The organism is Tenacibaculum tangerinum, assembly GCF_029853675.1.
Lineage (GTDB): Bacteria > Bacteroidota > Bacteroidia > Flavobacteriales > Flavobacteriaceae > Polaribacter > Polaribacter tangerinum_A.
In genome coordinates, this window is sequence record NZ_CP122539.1 from 1,998,588 (window position 1) to 2,014,211 (window position 15,624).

The window sequence follows — 15,624 nt, forward strand, 5'->3', positions numbered from 1 at the left end:
ATACCTAAATTATAAATAACTCACTAGCCAATCCGTCTGCTAGAAACTTTCCTTTTTCGGTTGTTTTTAAAATTTCTTCCTTACTGTGCAGGGTATCGTACTCAATAGTTAATAAGTCTTGGTTGATAAATTTTTCAGCATTATGAAGTAGTTCTATCTTAAGCTCTTCTCCAAATTCTTGCGCAATTTTTTCTAACGATACTCCCCAAATAGTTCGTAAGCCTGTCATTAAATATTCATTAAACTGATTATTTACAGTAAGTTTTTCTTCTTCGGAAGGAAGTTTTCCTTGTTGAATAGCCTTAATATATTTGGCATTGTTGGGTATATTCCAACTACGATGCGTTTTATTAAAAGAATGTGCTGACGGACCAATGCCCATATATTTTTTTCCTAACCAGTAACTCGTATTGTGTTTTGAAAAATAGTTGGGTTTTCCAAAGTTAGAAATTTCGTAGTGAACAAATCCGTTTTTAGCCGTTTCTGCCACCAAAATATCAAAATGTGCTTTGGCTACAGCTTCGTCAACATCTGGGTATTTTCCTTGTTTGATAAACGAGTACAAGGCTGTTTTTGGCTCTACAGTAAGTGCGTAGGATGAAATATGATTAATTCCGAAATCAAAAGCAATTTGTAAGTTTTCTCTCCATCGCTCATTCGACATATTCGGAATTCCGTATATCAAATCAATCGTTATATTATCAAAGTAGCGAATCGCCATAGACAAGCATTCTTTGGCTTCTTGTGCATTGTGCGCACGGTTCATTAACTGTAAGTCTTCTTCAAAAAAAGATTGAATTCCGATACTTAAGCGGTTAATTGGCGTCTTATATAATTGGATTAGTTGATTCTTAGATACATCATCGGCATTGGCTTCTAAGGTAATTTCTGGGTTTGGAACTACCTTGTAATTTTCATGAATAGTATCTATCAACAATTGTATTTCTTCAATAGATAATAAACTTGGTGTTCCGCCTCCAAAATAAATCGTTTCTATTGCTTCACTTTGTAATTCTCCTTTTCGTAATTCTAATTCTTTTACTAAGCAAGTAACCAACACTGCTTTCTTTTTTAAGGAAGTAGAAAAATGAAAGTCGCAATAGTAACATGCTTGCTTACAAAATGGGATATGTAGGTAAATTCCTGCCAAATCAATTATTAGTTATCGAGATTACTTATTAATTCTTATATTTTTAATATTGAAAAAAGGATTTTTTGCTGTTTTTTTGGCTTTTTCAAAAGTACTTCATTTTTCTTTGATTGATATCTCTTGCCAGCTTTTAAAAGAATGTTTTCTAATAAATCTGAAGCTTCTAAAACTTCTTCTAAATTAGCTATCGCCTTGTTATTTTCTTTGTTGGTAAAACTAACTCTTCGTTATCGGTCACATAATGTTTTTTTGCAACCATCCCTTTTCCTCTTTTTAAACAACAAGCTTTGTTTTTCGTATACTTGCAAAGTTGTTGCCCAATAAAAAACAACCTTCTTGGTTACTGAGCGTAGCCGAAGTAAGGTTGTTTTTTGTTTATACTAGTATTCTAAAACAGGTTTAGAATGCGATTTCTTTATCCTAAGAAAGGGTAACGGTAATCGGTTGGAGAAACAAAAGTTTCTTTGATTAAACGAGGCGATACCCAACGTAATAAGTTTTGAGCAGACCCTGCTTTGTCATTCGTTCCTGAAGCTCTTGCCCCACCAAAAGGTTGTTGTCCTACCACCGCACCTGTTGGCTTATCGTTTACATAGAAGTTACCCGCACAGTTTTCTAATGCTTTAGTAGCTTCTGCAATCGCATAACGGTCTGTAGAGAATACCGCACCTGTTAAGGCATATTCAGAAGTTCCATCAACCAATTGTAAAGTCTCCGCCCAATCGGCATCTTCGTACACATAAACCGTTACTACAGGACCGAATAATTCTGTTTCCATAGTAGTATATTTAGGGTTGGTCGTTAAGATAACCGTTGGCTCAACAAAATATCCTTTCGATTTATCGTAGTTACCACCTGCAATAATTTCCGCATCAGCATCTGCTTTCGCTTGGTCGATATATTTTGCTAACTTATCAAAAGAACCTTCGTGAATTACTGCTGTAATAAAGTTACTCATGTCTTCTGGAGAACCCATTTTAAAAGAAGCAATATCTTCTTTTACATAGTTCAATGTTTCTTCTGCTAGCGATTTTGGCAAGTATACTCTTGAAGCTGCCGAACATTTTTGTCCTTGGAATTCAAAAGCACCACGAGAAATTCCTGTAGCTACTTGTTTTGGATTCGCAGAAGGATGTGCAATGATAAAATCTTTACCACCCGTTTCTCCTACAATTCTAGGGTATGTTTTATAGGTATGAATGTTTTCACCAATCTTTTTCCATAACTCCTTAAATACATAGGTAGAACCTGTAAAGTGGATTCCAGCAAAATCAGGAGATGCCAATACCACATCGGTAATTTCAACAGGGTCTCCGTAAATTACATTAATTACACCGTCTGGCACACCCGCTTCTTTAAATACATCTACAATCACTTTCGCAGAGAAAATTTGACTGTCTGATGGTTTCCAAACCACTACGTTCCCCATCATCGCTGCCGATGCAGGCAAGTTTGCTGCAATGGCAGTAAAGTTAAAAGGTGTAATAGCATATACAAATCCTTCTAACGGACGGTACTCCACACGGTTCCAAATTCCCTCATCAGAATTAGGTTGTTCGTCGTAAATATCAGACATATATTCTACGTTAAAACGTAAAAAGTCAATCAACTCACAAGCAGCATCAATTTCAGCTTGGTGAATGGTTTTTGATTGCGCAATCATCGTAGCAGCGTTAATCTTTGCACGGTAAGGACCTGCAATTAACTCAGCAGCACGCAAAAAGATAGCCGCTCGTTGTTCCCATGGCATTTGTGCCCATGCTTTACGAGCTTCTAAAGCATTCGCAATGGCTTTTTCAGCATGCGATTTATCGCCTATATGATACTGTCCTACCACATGTTGATGATCGTGCGGAGGCGTCATATTGCGAGTATTTCCTGTTCTAACTTCTTCGTTACCGATGTACATAGGTACATCTACAGATCCGTTAAAATATTCTTTGTATTGTTTTGAAACGGCTTCACGCTCTGGCGATCCAGGAGCGTATGCTTTTACCGGTTCATTGATGGCAGTTGGTACGTGAAAAAATCCTTTTCCCATTTGTATGTTGTTTGTTGAATTATAAATTTCTTTCTTTGTTACAGAAAAGTCTGCGTAAAATTTCGGATGCACAAAGGTACGGTTATTTTTAGAAATATGTAAGCAGACAAAAGGCTGGAATTCAACAAAAGAAAACGATATGTGTACGGTAACGTATTTACCTTTAGGGAATAATGATTTTATATTAACCTCTAATAGAGACGAAGACCCAAAACGAAAAACAATTGCACCTAAAACATATACAGAAGATGGGGTACAATTAACCTATCCTAAAGATGAGTTGGCGGGAGGCACTTGGATTGGTGTAAGTGAAAAAAATAGATTGATTTGTTTGTTAAATGGTGGGTTTACCAAACATCAAAGAGCGCAGTCTTACCGAATGAGTAGAGGGGTTATTGTAAAGCAATTATTAAAAGTTGAGAATCCTGTGGAGGTAATTAATCATTTTGATTTTTCTGGAATAGAACCTTTTACCATTATTTTGGTCGATTGGAATGAGAATTTACAAGCCTATGAATTGGTTTGGGATGGAGTAGAAAAACATTTTCAAGAGTTAGACGGAACTCCTAAAATTTGGTCGTCTTCTACACTCTATACTGATGAAATGAAACAGCTAAGAAAAAAGTGGTTGGCAGAGTGGTTGGCAGCGCACCCCAATTATCTTCAATCAGACATCCTCGCTTTTCATCAAGATGCAACCAAGGGAACTCCTGAAATTTCGTTAAAAATGAGACGGACTCATGTAGAAACAGTAAGTGTTACATCTGTAAAGAAAAACTCAAATGCGATTAAAGTAACTTATTTAGATTTATTGGATTAGTACAAAGCAAAAACAGCAAATGAAATAAATACAAAAGCCATAGCACCTAATATAAAAAACAAGGTATTTGCTATGCAGTATTTTATAAATGTTTTAAAATACCCCTGATTATAAAATTTTTTCATAGCAATGAATAGATAAATCATAAACAGAAGTAGAAAAATGTTTGTTGTGTAATTACTATCTCCAATAAAATCTAGAATATAAAAAATTGAAATCAGTATAAAAAAAACTGTTTGTGTATGAAAAACAAATACCAAATGTTCTATGTAGGTAAACTTTCTTCTAAAATACAAAAGCTTTAACGATAATGTAAACAGCGGAAGCAATATAAACAAAGCTACTGATGAGTATGATAAAAACTGCTTTACTAATGCCTTTTGAGTTTCTGTTTTTGAAAAAAAACTATTTATTAATTCAGTTCGAGAATACCAAAACCTATTAGAAAATGTTTTTTTAATTTGTAAGCTATCTAATGCGTCATTTACAGGTACTTCTGGGTATTCTTTTTGAAAAGTAAGCATCCTGTTTATTTTTATTTCTTTACCAGCAACATTTAAAAAAGGTTTTTTATTTTTTATTATTGAATCGATATTCACTACAGAATCTAGTTCATTGGCGGTTAGTGTAGAATCTATTTTTTTGTTTTTTAACTCGTCTAATACAATCGCTGCAACAGAATCTTTTTTACTATCGTAAAAAGCATCTTGTACTCCTAAAATGGCAGCGTTAGCATTCTGTTTTTTATCGTTATTTAAGTTTTTAAAATCGTTGTAACTATCAGTTAAATTAACGATTAAAAAGAAAATTACAGAAGTAGTGATATAAAAACGGAATGGGTTGGTATACCTGCTTCTTTTTCCATCAATATAATTTTTCGAAACTGTTCCAGGACTTATAATTAAAGGAATTAATGTTTTCCAAAATTTAGCATCCCATGAAAAAAAACCTGCAAATACTTCACGAATAAAACTACCAAAGGTTATTTTTTTACCTTTATTTTTTTGACCGCATTCTGGACAGAATTTTTCGTTATGTGTAAAAGGATATCCACAGTTTAAACAGCTAGCGTCTTTGACAACTACTATAGTATTTTTCTTTGTCATTAGTTTAAAGTAGGAGTAGTAGTTAGTTGAAAAGTTGGAATAATTACTAAAAACTCTTCAAGAGTTTCAGTATTTATCATTTTATAGTTCCCTCCCATAGCACCCGTAGTAGATAATAAAAAACAGTTAGATCGATAATTGTAAATATCATTGGGTTGTAAGATTGGTGTTTCGCCAACAACCCCTTCTCCTTCTACATACTCTATATCGTTCAAAGCATCGAAAATAACCCAAAATCGCTCTAAGAGTTGTACGGTGTCTTTAGAGTTGTTTTCTATAGAAATAAAATAACTAAAAGCATTATATTGCTGTTCTCCTCTGTAAACAGCTCCCAAAAAAGAGGTTTTTACAGAAATTTTTATGCCTTTTGTTACTTGTTGAAACATACGCTAAAGATAACTCTTTTTCGGTTTTTAAACAACGTTTCTTCTAGCACCGCTATCTATTTTGGTTAAAAAAACCATAGCCTACTCCAACTACTCTATCGTAAATACCACCAAAAGGTCGGTAATATACGATAGCAGTATACTCATTTTCAGTTTGATAAAAAGAACCGTCAATCTCGTGTAAATTAATATTATTGTTACGATCTAAGGTAACATAACTGTAGTTATAGAAGCCTTGTTTAAAAGGTATAACGGCTTTATAAATCTGCTGCGACGCATCATAAGTCATTCGATTTTCTTCAGAAAGCTGGTAGTTGTTAAAAGCACCATAAACAAAAACATCTTTGTTTTCGTAAGGCTCGAAAGCATCTAATGAAAAATGAACTAGCGAATAGTCGGCTTCAGTATCGTCTTGATTATAGGCAACATTACGCTCAGTTGTTCTCACCACAAACTGTCCGTTGATATCAGGATTGTAGGTATATGTTTTCTCTGCTCTAGGCTCATCAGTATAAAGATAACTGTGATACACCTCTTTTTCTTCAACTCTGGCAACATTTAAACTAGCATTTCTAATAAACTTAGTATCGAAATTTAAAAACTCATTCCCACCCCAAAAGTTGGTTTTCACAGTGTGATTGTACAATAACTGCTGAGGCTTTATAAAAACAGGTTCAAGGTTTGTAATAGCCGTATTCCAGTTATGATTTTGAAAAAGGGAAACATGAACTTCTTGGGTAGGGATATTTATTTGAAGTGTTGGGTGATTTACAATAAACTGCACCGTTTGTTGTCGGTTGGCTGTTGATGCATCTCTACTATTAAAAACAGCAACACCAACGGCGGTAATGTCTTCATAAAAAACACAGCGTCTGGTAAAAACCACTTCATACTCTTCATTAATAACTGAAATTAAATAATTACCACTTTTGGTAATAATCGTGTTTTGATTGGGAATTTCAACCGAATAGTGTGTATACGATTGTAAGGTATTAAACGAATTTGTAAAATTGAGTATTTCATTTTGATTAAATCCTTCAATATACTGATTGCTTGTCATTGAGCTAGGCTTCCAGTCGTGTGTCATATGCTCAATTTTATATTGATATTGCTTACTATCTCCCTCGAGATCATCAAAAGAAAGTTCCAACACCCTTCCTAAACGAACAATTGGAGCATAAAAATTAGGATTATTTTTAGGCCTTAACTGTACCGTTTTTATGTTTTGTCCAAAGACAGACACTGCTGCTAAAAGAGCAAGTATAAATAGTTCTTTTTTTATCATACAATAACAAAAGTATCAAAATATAAGCCAAAGACAAGTTTTTTATTTAGAATAATTATAAATAATAAGATTTCGGAAAGATAAAAATGGTTTTGTTCTGCAAAGGCTTTCAAAATTTTTAAATTTGCATGTTTTTTAAGAGAATCAAATTAATCAGTTCCTATGTCAAAAGACATCCGTATTAAGAAAGGCTTGGACATCAAGCTAGTTGGCGAGGCAGAACAGGTAACTACCGTACTTTCACTAGGTAGTGCTTTTGCAGTAAAGCCAGATGATTTTCACGGCGTTATTCCTAAAATTTTAGCTAAAGAAGGTACAGAAGTAAAAGCAGGAGAAGCACTTTTTTATTCAAAAAGTGATGAGCGTATTTTATTTCCTAGCCCTGTTAGCGGAAAAGTTTCTGAAATCGTTCGTGGAGCACGAAGAAAAGTTTTAGCAATTAAAATCACTGCTGATGCACAGCAGGAATACAAAGATTTTGGTAAAAAAGATGTAGACGCAATGTCTGGAGAAGAGGTGAAGAATCACTTATTTGCTTCTGGTTGCTGGCCGTTTGTAAAGCAACGTCCGTACGACATCATTGCCAATCCAAATCAAGCACCAAAAGCAATTTTTGTATCAGCCTACGCAAGTGCACCTTTAGCAGCCGATTATGATTATACTTTAAAAGGTAAAGAGGCAGCATTGCAAGCAGCATTAACTGCGTTAACAAAATTAACTACAGGTAAAGTGCACGTTTCTATTGGGAAAAATGCAACACTATCTCCGTTTAAAGATTTAAAAGGGATTGAGTTGCACAAAGTTTCAGGACCACACCCAGCAGGAAATGTAAGTACTCAAATAGCACAAATCGACCCTATTAATAAAGGAGAAGTAGTGTGGGTAGTAAGCCCTCAAGACTTAGTAGTAATAGGTGAGTTATTGCTAACAGGTAAGTTTAACAATACCCGTACCATCGCATTAGCTGGATCTAAATTCAACAAGCCTCAATATGTAACTGCTAAAGCAGGAGCACAAATTGCAGATATTGTTAAAGGAAATTTAGAAGCAAGCAATGCTCGTATCATTAGTGGTAATGTATTGAGTGGCTTAGAAGTAAACGAAGATGGTTTCTTAGGATACTACGACAACCTCATTACGGCAATTCCAGAGGGAGATGATTATGAATTCTTTGGATGGAACAAACCTGTTTTTGATAAGGTTTCTACTTCTAGAGCATTTACGTTTTCTTGGTTAAATCCGAAGAAAAAATATGACTTGAATACGAATACCAACGGAGAGCACAGAGCTTTTGTAGTAACAGGTTCGTATGAAGAGGTGTTTCCGTTAGATATATATCCGATGCAATTACTAAAAGCTTGTATGTACAAAGACCTTGATGAAATGGAAGGTTTAGGAGCTTACGAGATTGCACCTGAAGATTTTGCGTTAACAGAATTTATTTGTGTATCTAAACAACCTCACCAAAAAATAATTCGTGAAGGATTAGATTTAATGAGAGAAGAATTAGGATAAGATATGGGCTTAAAACAAAATTTACATAATTTAAAAGAAAAATATAAAGGTACTAAGATGGCACCTGCGTTTAACGCAATCCACACCTTTTTATATTTGCCAAATGAGACAACTCACGGAGGAACTCATATCAAGGCAGCCGATGATTTAAAACGTACGATGAATATCGTAATTATGGCATTAATCCCGTGTTTAATTTTCGGGATGTTCAATGCAGGTTATCAACACAATCTTCAAACAGAAGTCGTTTCAAAAGCAACCAGTTTCTTTTCTGGAGAATTTTGGAATATGGATAATTTCTTAATTGGTTTCATTAAAATTTTACCATTAGTAATTGTATCGTATGGAGTTGGTTTAGCAATCGAATTTGTCTTCGCTGTAATTAAAGGACACGAAGTTGAAGAAGGATATTTAGTAACAGGAATGTTAGTTCCGTTAATTGTACCTGTAGATTTACCTTTATGGATGCTAGCAGTAGCGGTAGCTTTTGGGGTAGTAATCGGTAAAGAAGTATTTGGAGGAACTGGGATGAACATTTTAAACCCAGCTTTAACCATTCGTGCTTTCTTGTTCTTTGCCTATCCTACATGGATGTCTGGAGATAAAGTATGGGTTGAAGGAGCTGTAGAAGCTGCTGGAACTGCCGATGCGATTTCAGGAGAAACCATCTTAGGAAGTTTAGCCCAATCGCAACCATTAAATTACTCAGTTTCTGATATGTTCTTCGGATTCATTCCGGGGTCAGTAGGAGAAACATCAACGTTGTTAATCTTATTAGGAGCGTTATTCTTAATCTTTACGAAGATTGGAAGCTGGAGAATCATAGTATCTTCAGTGATAGGAGCTTTGGTAATGGGATTCATCTTCAACCAAGTGGTGGCAATGGGGTGGATCGGTGAAACAAGCAAGTTTTACGGATTAATGAGTTTAGATTTCTGGAAACATTTAATCATTGGAGGGTTTGCATTTGGAGCTGTGTATATGGCAACTGACCCAGTAACAGCATCGCAAACGAACAAAGGAAAATGGATCTATGGATTCTTTATCGGATTCCTTTCAATTATGATTCGTGTATTCAACCCAGCATATCCAGAAGGAGTAATGTTAGCCATTTTATTAATGAATGTGTTTGCTCCAACGATTGACCATTACGTTGTACAAGGTAATGTGAAGAGAAGATTGAAAAGAGCAAAAGTAAAAGTTCAAAATACCTAGTTATGAGTAAAAAGACAGATAGTAATTTATATACAGTACTTTTCGCCATAGGAATGGTGTTAGTAGTAGGTGCGCTGTTAGCCTTTACAGCATCATCACTACGCCCAACAATCGATGCAAATAAACGCATCGAAAAGCAACAAAATATTTTGTATGCTATGGGGGTAAATGAAAATGACGAGACAAGTGTAGAGTTTGTTTCAAAAGATAAAGTAGCAGATGAGTTTGCTAAATACATTAAAAAACAATTAGTAATCGAAGGAGATAAGGTTTCTGAAGATGACAAAGCGTATTTAATTGATGTTAAAAAGCAAAAAACTAGAGCTAAAGAAGGAAAAACAAGAAAGTTACCTTTGTTTATAGGAGAAAAAGAAGGAAAGACTTATTATATCGCTCCTATTAGAGGTAAAGGTCTTTGGGATGCTATTTGGGGTTTTGTTGCCATGGATAAAAATATGGTAGTACAAGGAGTTTTCTTTGATCATAAAGGAGAAACCCCTGGTTTAGGAGCCAATATCAAGCAACGTTACTTTATGGATGACTTTACAGGAGAAGATTTAATGAATGGCGATGCTTTTAAAGGAATTGCAGTTTCAAAATCGAATAACGATCCAAAGAATGAAGATAAAACTGATAACGAGGTAGATGCAATTGCAGGAGCAACTATTACAGGTGATGGTGTTGCTGCAATGATTAAATCTGAATTAGGTTTATATGTACCTTACTTTAAAACATTAAAATAATTATGGGACTTTTATCAAAAAAAGATGCAGCATTAATTACTGACCCGTTAGCAGATAACAACCCAATTACGATTCAAGTATTAGGTATTTGTTCTGCATTGGCAATTACAGCAGAGTTACAAGCTTCTATCGTAATGTCAATATCAGTATTGTTTGTATTAGGCGTAGGAAATGTAGTTATCTCACTTATGAGAAATATCATTCCATCAAAAATTAGAATTATTGTACAGTTAATCGTGGTAGCGACCCTAGTAATTATTGTAGACCAGGTGCTAAAGGCATTTGCGTACGATTTAAGTAAAACTTTATCGGTATTTATTGGGTTAATTATTACCAACTGTATCATTATGGGACGTTTTGAGGCATTTGCTTTAGGTAACGGACCGTGGAAATCATTTTTAGATGGAATAGGAAATGCTTTAGGATATGCAGTAATCTTAATTATCGTAGGATTCTTTAGAGAATTATTTGGTTCTGGTACTTTATTAGGATTCAAAGTATTAGGAGATCCTATCGAGAAAACAGGATTGTATGCTTTAGGATATGAAAACAACGGATTTATGTTATTATCACCAATGGCATTAATCGTTGTGGGAATTATTATTTGGGTACAACGTACAAGAAATAAAGCATTAATAGAAGATTAAAATAGTTGTGAGAAGTTAAAAGAATTGAGCTATACAACCTCAACACTAACTACTCAATACTCAATACTATAAAAAACATGGAACATTTAGAATTATTTTTCAAGTCGATATTTATAGATAACATGGTATTTGCTACCTTCTTAGGAATGTGTTCGTACCTTGCTGTATCTAAAAAAGTATCAACAGCTGTAGGTTTAGGAGCTGCCGTAATTTTTGTATTGGCAGTAACAGTTCCCGTAAACTGGTTGTTAGATCAGTATTTATTACAGCCTGGAGCCTTAAAATGGTTAGGAGAAGAGTACGCAGATTACGACTTAAGTTTCTTATCATTTATCATGTTTATTGCAACGATTGCAACCATGGTACAATTGGTAGAAATTATTGTTGAAAAATTCGCACCAGCATTGTATAACTCTTTAGGTATTTTCTTGCCGTTAATTGCAGTAAACTGCGCCATTTTAGGAGGGTCTTTATTCATGCAATCTCGTGAAATACCCACTTTAGGCTTATCATTTACCTACGGTGTAGGTTCAGGAATCGGATGGTTTTTAGCAATCTTAGCCATTGCAGCGATTCGTGAAAAAATCAGATATTCATCTGTGCCACCAGCACTAAGAGGCTTAGGAATTACCTTCATTATTACAGGGTTAATGGCTATCGGGTTTATGAGCTTCGGTGGAATGTTAACAGGAGGCGACGATGCAGGTAAAAAAGAAGAAACAGCCACTGTTAAAGTTGAAAAGAAAGAACTTGAAGAAAAGGCTGTTGAAAAGACTGAAGAGAAAGCAAAAGAAATAGCTAATAACACTAAAGAAATTACAGAATAATGATATTTTTAGAAACAAGTACAGGAGGAACAGTTGCTATAACAGTAGTAGCGTTTTTGGTAGTTATCTTAGTTTTAGTAGCCTTGTTATTATTTGTAAAGCAAAAGTTAGCACCATCTGGTCCCGTAAAAATTACCATTAACGGAGAAAAGACAATAGAAGTAGCTTCAGGAGGTACATTATTATCTACTTTAGGTAATGAAAAAATCTTCTTGCCATCAGCTTGTGGTGGAGGTGGATCTTGTATTCAATGTGAGTGTCATGTTAATTCAGGTGGTGGGGAAGCCTTACCAACAGAAACACCTCACTTTACGCGTAAAGAATTACAAGAAGGAGCTCGTTTAGCATGCCAGGTTAAGGTAAAACAAGACATGGATATTTCAATTCCAGAAGAAATTTTCGGAATTAAAAAATGGGAAGCTACCGTAGTACGTAACTATAATGTAGCCTCATTTATTAAAGAATTCGTAGTTGAGATTCCAGAAGATATGAACTACAAAGCAGGAGGATATATTCAAATTGAAATTCCACCATGCGAAGTAAAATTTTCTGATATGGACATAACCGCTCACCCAGAAGAACATGAAACTCCAGATAAGTTTCAATTGGAATGGGACAAGTTTAAGTTATGGCCATTAGTAATGAAAAACGATGAAACGGTAGAAAGAGCCTATTCGATGGCTTCTTACCCAGCAGAAGGTCGTGAAATTATGTTAAACGTTCGTATTGCAACTCCTCCTTTCGATAGAGCCAAAGGAGGTTGGATGGATGTAAACCCAGGAATCGCATCTTCATACGTATTCTCAAGAAAAGTAGGAGATAAAGTAACCATCTCTGGACCTTACGGAGAGTTTTTCATTAATGAATCAGATGCTGAAATGCTTTATGTAGGAGGTGGAGCTGGTATGGCTCCTATGCGTTCGCACTTATACCACTTGTTTAAAACATTAAAAACAGGAAGAAAAGTTTCGTACTGGTATGGAGGTCGTTCTAAGCGTGAATTATTTTACTTAGATCACTTTTATCAGTTAGAAAAAGACTTTCCAAATTTCCGATTCCATATTGCGTTATCAGAACCTTTACCAGAAGATAATTGGAAAGTAAAAGATAGTATTGACGATGAAGGCGATGGGTTTGTAGGATTTGTTCACAACTGTGTAATTGACAATTACTTGAGTAAGCACGATTCACCAGAAGATATTGAGTTGTATTTCTGTGGGCCGCCATTAATGAACAAAGCAGTACAAAAAATGGGTGAAGACTTTGGAATACCAGACGAAAACATTCGTTTTGATGACTTTGGAGGTTAAAAATAAAATACTTTTAAATATTGCAAAAAGCCGATACAAATTTGTATCGGCTTTGTTATGCTCTAACTTTTACCATTCATGAACGATTTTTCATTATTTAAGAAATAAAATACCTATTATTTACCAAATAAAGTTACTTTGCACCCAAACCTACTATTACCAAAAATCTAACTAACTAACTAATGAAATGTCCAAAATGCCAGTCTAACTTTATAAAAAGAATCAAAAGAAGTCTTTTTCAAAAACTCATTTTTTTTAATAAAAAAAGATTCAAATGTTATGAATGTAAAACAGAATTTTTAGCTAGGTTAGGATAGTTTATAGGTAGATAACATCAAATTTATACACAGGACTGTCCTTTTCATATTCAAAAATTTTAGAATAGTCCATAACGTTTGGTATATTATCAAGTGCACATAAATGCGATACCACTGCGCACAAACCATTAAACAGTGTTTCTTTATTTGTAGCGTTTTTAGGTTTCGGGTTGTAATGACATAAGGGCACTGTAAACCCACAGGCTTCTAAAAAAACTTTTTCAATTTGTAGTAATTCAAAGGGAGTGTAACCGTTAAAAGTCCTTCCTAAATTTTGATGCACCCTGCCTACATAACTCAATTCTAAAGAACCATGCCCATTAGTTAAATGCTTCCAGCTATCTTGATTGTCTAAAATATTTCCAACCGCGCAAGCAGTACAGCATTCAGGATTCAATTCGTTATTATGAAAAGCATTGTAAAGCTTTATCAGTGCTTGTTCTAGTCGTTTAGGTATTTCCATAATCAAAAAGAATTTGTGCCCTTAAATATACAAAATATTGGTTGTACCTTTGTACCAAACTATTGTTAATGACAACTTTTCAAGATTTAGATTTATCAAATCCACTACGTAATGCTATTGAAGAATTGGGTTTTGTACACCCAACACCAATTCAAGAAGAATCTTTTCCAGTAATACGATCAGGAAAAGATATGGTAGGTATCGCACAAACAGGTACAGGAAAAACGTTTGGTTACTTACTACCCATACTCCGTGATTTAAAGTTTTCAAAACAACTACACCCTAGAGTATTAATTTTAGTACCTACACGAGAACTAGTAGTTCAAGTTGTTGAAGAAATTGAGAAATTGGCAAAGTACATTACACTAAGAACCATTGGTGTTTATGGGGGTGTAAATTTAAACCGTCATAAAGAAGCGGTAATGCAAGGGGCTGATATTATTGTGGCTACTCCCGGTCGTTTGTATGATTTGGCAGTAAGCAACGTGTTAAAACTAAAATCTATTCAGAAATTAGTGATTGATGAAGTAGACGTAATGCTCGATTTAGGATTTCGTTTTCAGCTATTAAACATCTTTGATTTGTTGCCGCAAAGACGTCAAAATATTATGTTCTCTGCAACGATGACAGAAGATGTTGAAGCATTGATTGATGATTTCTTTATTGCTCCTCACAAAATAGCCATTGCAGTCAGCGGAACACCTCTAGAGAATATTCAACAAATAAGCTACGATGTTCCGAATTTTTATACCAAAGTTAATTTATTGAATTTCTTACTAGAAGACAAATCAGAATTTTCTAAAGTACTTGTGTTTGCCCCCAATAAACGAAATGCAGATAGGTTGTTTGATTGCGTTGCAGAAGCGTATCCTTCGCAAGCCTGTGTAATTCACTCAAATAAAACACAAAATTATCGTTTGCGCTCTATAGAACAGTTCAATAAAGGAGAAAAGCGAATTTTAATAGCTACCGATGTAATTGCACGTGGATTGGATTTAGAAGAAGTTACCCATGTAATTAATTTTAACACACCTCATTTTCCTGAAAATTATATGCATAGAATTGGTCGAACAGGTCGCGCAGAACGTAAGGGAAAAGCAATTTTATTTGCTACTGAAAAAGAACTGGAAGCAAAGCAACGCATTGAAGAGTTGATGGATTACGAAATTCCGAAGTTAACTATTCCAGAACAAGTTGAAATAGCAACAGAATTAACAGAAGAAGAGCGTATAAAAGAAGACCGAGAACTAAATAAAAATAGAACTTCTCAAGAATATATACCCGGACCTGCTTTTCACGAGAAAAAAGAAAAAAACAAAAAAACAAACCAAGGAGGCTCCTACAGAAGAGAAATTGCTAAAAAGTACAAAAAACCCAAAACAAGAGGAGATAAGAATTATAACAAACGCAATAAAAAGCGAAAATAATGCAAGTACTTACAGAACAAGAACTTCACAATTTGGGAATGAATATTGTGGGAAAGAAGCTACAAGAAATGGGGTACGAATTTATTGCAGTAAATAGTGAGTTAAAAAAACACCCACAATTTGTATTATACAAAAAAGGAGAACCAACCATTTTTGTATTGGTCAAAACAACCAACAATATTCAAACACCTCAAGAATACGATGTATTATGGATGGAAACTTTTAAAAAACATGCAGAAAGGCAAAATGCCAAAGTTTGGTACGCAGGTGTTGGTATAGCGAATGCAGAAAGTATAGAACTACCCATTTTCAAAAACAAACCGTATTATGTTGCTTTTGAAGATTTTGTGAAAATTTTATAAGAACCTCAAT

At 34.6% G+C, this 15,624-nt stretch carries 15 protein-coding genes; 9 read left to right on the forward strand and 6 right to left on the reverse strand.

Going from position 1 to position 15,624, the window contains the following annotated elements; genetic code table 11:
- Window positions 1-4: 4 nt before the first annotated feature.
- A complete protein-coding gene (hemW, locus tag P8625_RS08710) occupies window positions 5-1,150 on the reverse strand; it encodes a radical SAM family heme chaperone HemW (protein ID WP_279650082.1) in 1,146 nt (381 codons plus the stop codon).
- Window positions 1,151-1,565: 415 nt separating this feature from the next.
- Window positions 1,566-3,191, reverse strand: coding sequence for an L-glutamate gamma-semialdehyde dehydrogenase (gene pruA / locus P8625_RS08715; RefSeq protein WP_279650083.1), 1,626 nt, complete (start codon window positions 3,189-3,191; stop codon window positions 1,566-1,568).
- Between the two features lie 139 nt (window positions 3,192-3,330).
- On the opposite strand from pruA, the gene P8625_RS08720 reads away from it, so the two are divergent.
- Window positions 3,331-4,011 (forward strand): NRDE family protein, encoded by a 681-nt coding sequence (locus P8625_RS08720; protein ID WP_279650084.1) that lies wholly within the window; start codon window positions 3,331-3,333, stop codon window positions 4,009-4,011.
- Here the strand turns inward: P8625_RS08720 and P8625_RS08725 are convergent.
- From P8625_RS08725 to P8625_RS08735, 3 genes are read right to left on the reverse strand one after another with little or no spacing between them, the layout of a single operon-like run.
- Window positions 4,008-5,117 (reverse strand): DUF3667 domain-containing protein, encoded by a 1,110-nt coding sequence (locus tag P8625_RS08725; RefSeq protein ID WP_279650085.1) that lies wholly within the window; start codon window positions 5,115-5,117, stop codon window positions 4,008-4,010. The genes P8625_RS08720 and P8625_RS08725 overlap by 4 nt on opposite strands.
- Complete coding sequence (apaG, locus tag P8625_RS08730; RefSeq protein WP_279650086.1) at window positions 5,117-5,503, reverse strand: Co2+/Mg2+ efflux protein ApaG; 387 nt, start codon at window positions 5,501-5,503, stop codon at window positions 5,117-5,119. Before apaG ends, P8625_RS08725 begins: the two co-directional genes overlap by 1 nt.
- Window positions 5,504-5,555: 52 nt before the next feature.
- Window positions 5,556-6,788, reverse strand: a complete 1,233-nt coding sequence (locus P8625_RS08735) for a type IX secretion system plug protein (RefSeq protein ID WP_279650087.1) — start codon at window positions 6,786-6,788, stop codon at window positions 5,556-5,558.
- Window positions 6,789-6,950: 162 nt separating this feature from the next.
- Between P8625_RS08735 and P8625_RS08740 the strand changes: the two genes are divergently transcribed.
- The 6 genes from P8625_RS08740 to nqrF all read left to right on the forward strand — a co-directional run bounded on the left by P8625_RS08740 (window position 6,951) and on the right by nqrF (window position 13,045).
- The gene (locus P8625_RS08740; RefSeq protein WP_279650088.1) at window positions 6,951-8,303 is read left to right on the forward strand and encodes a Na(+)-translocating NADH-quinone reductase subunit A; all 1,353 of its coding nucleotides are present in this window, start codon (window positions 6,951-6,953) and stop codon (window positions 8,301-8,303) included.
- A 3-nt stretch (window positions 8,304-8,306) separates the two neighbouring features.
- Window positions 8,307-9,518 (forward strand): NADH:ubiquinone reductase (Na(+)-transporting) subunit B, encoded by a 1,212-nt coding sequence (locus P8625_RS08745; protein ID WP_279650089.1) that lies wholly within the window; start codon window positions 8,307-8,309, stop codon window positions 9,516-9,518.
- A 2-nt stretch (window positions 9,519-9,520) separates the two neighbouring features.
- Window positions 9,521-10,261, forward strand: a complete 741-nt coding sequence (locus P8625_RS08750) for a Na(+)-translocating NADH-quinone reductase subunit C (RefSeq protein ID WP_279650090.1) — start codon at window positions 9,521-9,523, stop codon at window positions 10,259-10,261.
- A gap of 2 nt (window positions 10,262-10,263) precedes the next feature.
- Window positions 10,264-10,908, forward strand: coding sequence for an NADH:ubiquinone reductase (Na(+)-transporting) subunit D (locus P8625_RS08755; protein WP_279650091.1), 645 nt, complete (start codon window positions 10,264-10,266; stop codon window positions 10,906-10,908).
- Between the two features lie 77 nt (window positions 10,909-10,985).
- Window positions 10,986-11,735: an NADH:ubiquinone reductase (Na(+)-transporting) subunit E gene (nqrE, locus tag P8625_RS08760; protein WP_279650092.1), complete on the forward strand. Its 750-nt coding sequence runs from the start codon at window positions 10,986-10,988 to the stop codon at window positions 11,733-11,735.
- Window positions 11,735-13,045 carry an NADH:ubiquinone reductase (Na(+)-transporting) subunit F gene (gene nqrF / locus P8625_RS08765; RefSeq protein WP_279650093.1) on the forward strand — a complete coding sequence of 437 codons (1,311 nt, stop codon included), beginning with the start codon at window positions 11,735-11,737 and terminating at the stop codon, window positions 13,043-13,045. The genes nqrE and nqrF overlap by 1 nt, the downstream gene beginning before the upstream one ends.
- A 318-nt stretch (window positions 13,046-13,363) precedes the next feature.
- Here the strand turns inward: nqrF and P8625_RS08770 are convergent, their stop codons facing one another.
- Window positions 13,364-13,825: a Na(+)-translocating NADH-quinone reductase subunit F gene (locus P8625_RS08770; RefSeq protein WP_279650094.1), complete on the reverse strand. Its 462-nt coding sequence runs from the start codon at window positions 13,823-13,825 to the stop codon at window positions 13,364-13,366.
- Between the two features lie 68 nt (window positions 13,826-13,893).
- Between P8625_RS08770 and P8625_RS08775 the strand changes: the two genes are divergently transcribed.
- Window positions 13,894-15,252 (forward strand): DEAD/DEAH box helicase, encoded by a 1,359-nt coding sequence (locus P8625_RS08775; RefSeq protein WP_279650095.1) that lies wholly within the window; start codon window positions 13,894-13,896, stop codon window positions 15,250-15,252.
- A complete protein-coding gene (locus P8625_RS08780; protein ID WP_279650096.1) occupies window positions 15,252-15,614 on the forward strand; it encodes a Na(+)-translocating NADH-quinone reductase subunit F in 363 nt (120 codons plus the stop codon). Before P8625_RS08775 ends, P8625_RS08780 begins: the two co-directional genes overlap by 1 nt.
- The last annotated feature ends 10 nt before the right edge of the window (window positions 15,615-15,624 follow it).

Coding starts and splice junctions, on each gene's coding strand:
- apaG (WP_279650086.1), bottom strand. CDS start 5,503: ATGTTTCAACAAGTAACAAAAGGCATAAAAATTTCTGTAAAAACCTCT.
- P8625_RS08735 (WP_279650087.1), bottom strand. CDS start 6,788: ATGATAAAAAAAGAACTATTTATACTTGCTCTTTTAGCAGCAGTGTCT.
- P8625_RS08725 (WP_279650085.1), bottom strand. CDS start 5,117: ATGACAAAGAAAAATACTATAGTAGTTGTCAAAGACGCTAGCTGTTTA.
- P8625_RS08775 (WP_279650095.1), top strand. CDS start 13,894: ATGACAACTTTTCAAGATTTAGATTTATCAAATCCACTACGTAATGCT.
- P8625_RS08750 (WP_279650090.1), top strand. CDS start 9,521: ATGAGTAAAAAGACAGATAGTAATTTATATACAGTACTTTTCGCCATA.
- P8625_RS08745 (WP_279650089.1), top strand. CDS start 8,307: ATGGGCTTAAAACAAAATTTACATAATTTAAAAGAAAAATATAAAGGT.
- P8625_RS08770 (WP_279650094.1), bottom strand. CDS start 13,825: ATGGAAATACCTAAACGACTAGAACAAGCACTGATAAAGCTTTACAAT.
- P8625_RS08740 (WP_279650088.1), top strand. CDS start 6,951: ATGTCAAAAGACATCCGTATTAAGAAAGGCTTGGACATCAAGCTAGTT.
- P8625_RS08720 (WP_279650084.1), top strand. CDS start 3,331: ATGTGTACGGTAACGTATTTACCTTTAGGGAATAATGATTTTATATTA.
- nqrF (WP_279650093.1), top strand. CDS start 11,735: ATGATATTTTTAGAAACAAGTACAGGAGGAACAGTTGCTATAACAGTA.
- P8625_RS08755 (WP_279650091.1), top strand. CDS start 10,264: ATGGGACTTTTATCAAAAAAAGATGCAGCATTAATTACTGACCCGTTA.
- pruA (WP_279650083.1), bottom strand. CDS start 3,191: ATGGGAAAAGGATTTTTTCACGTACCAACTGCCATCAATGAACCGGTA.
- nqrE (WP_279650092.1), top strand. CDS start 10,986: ATGGAACATTTAGAATTATTTTTCAAGTCGATATTTATAGATAACATG.
- P8625_RS08780 (WP_279650096.1), top strand. CDS start 15,252: ATGCAAGTACTTACAGAACAAGAACTTCACAATTTGGGAATGAATATT.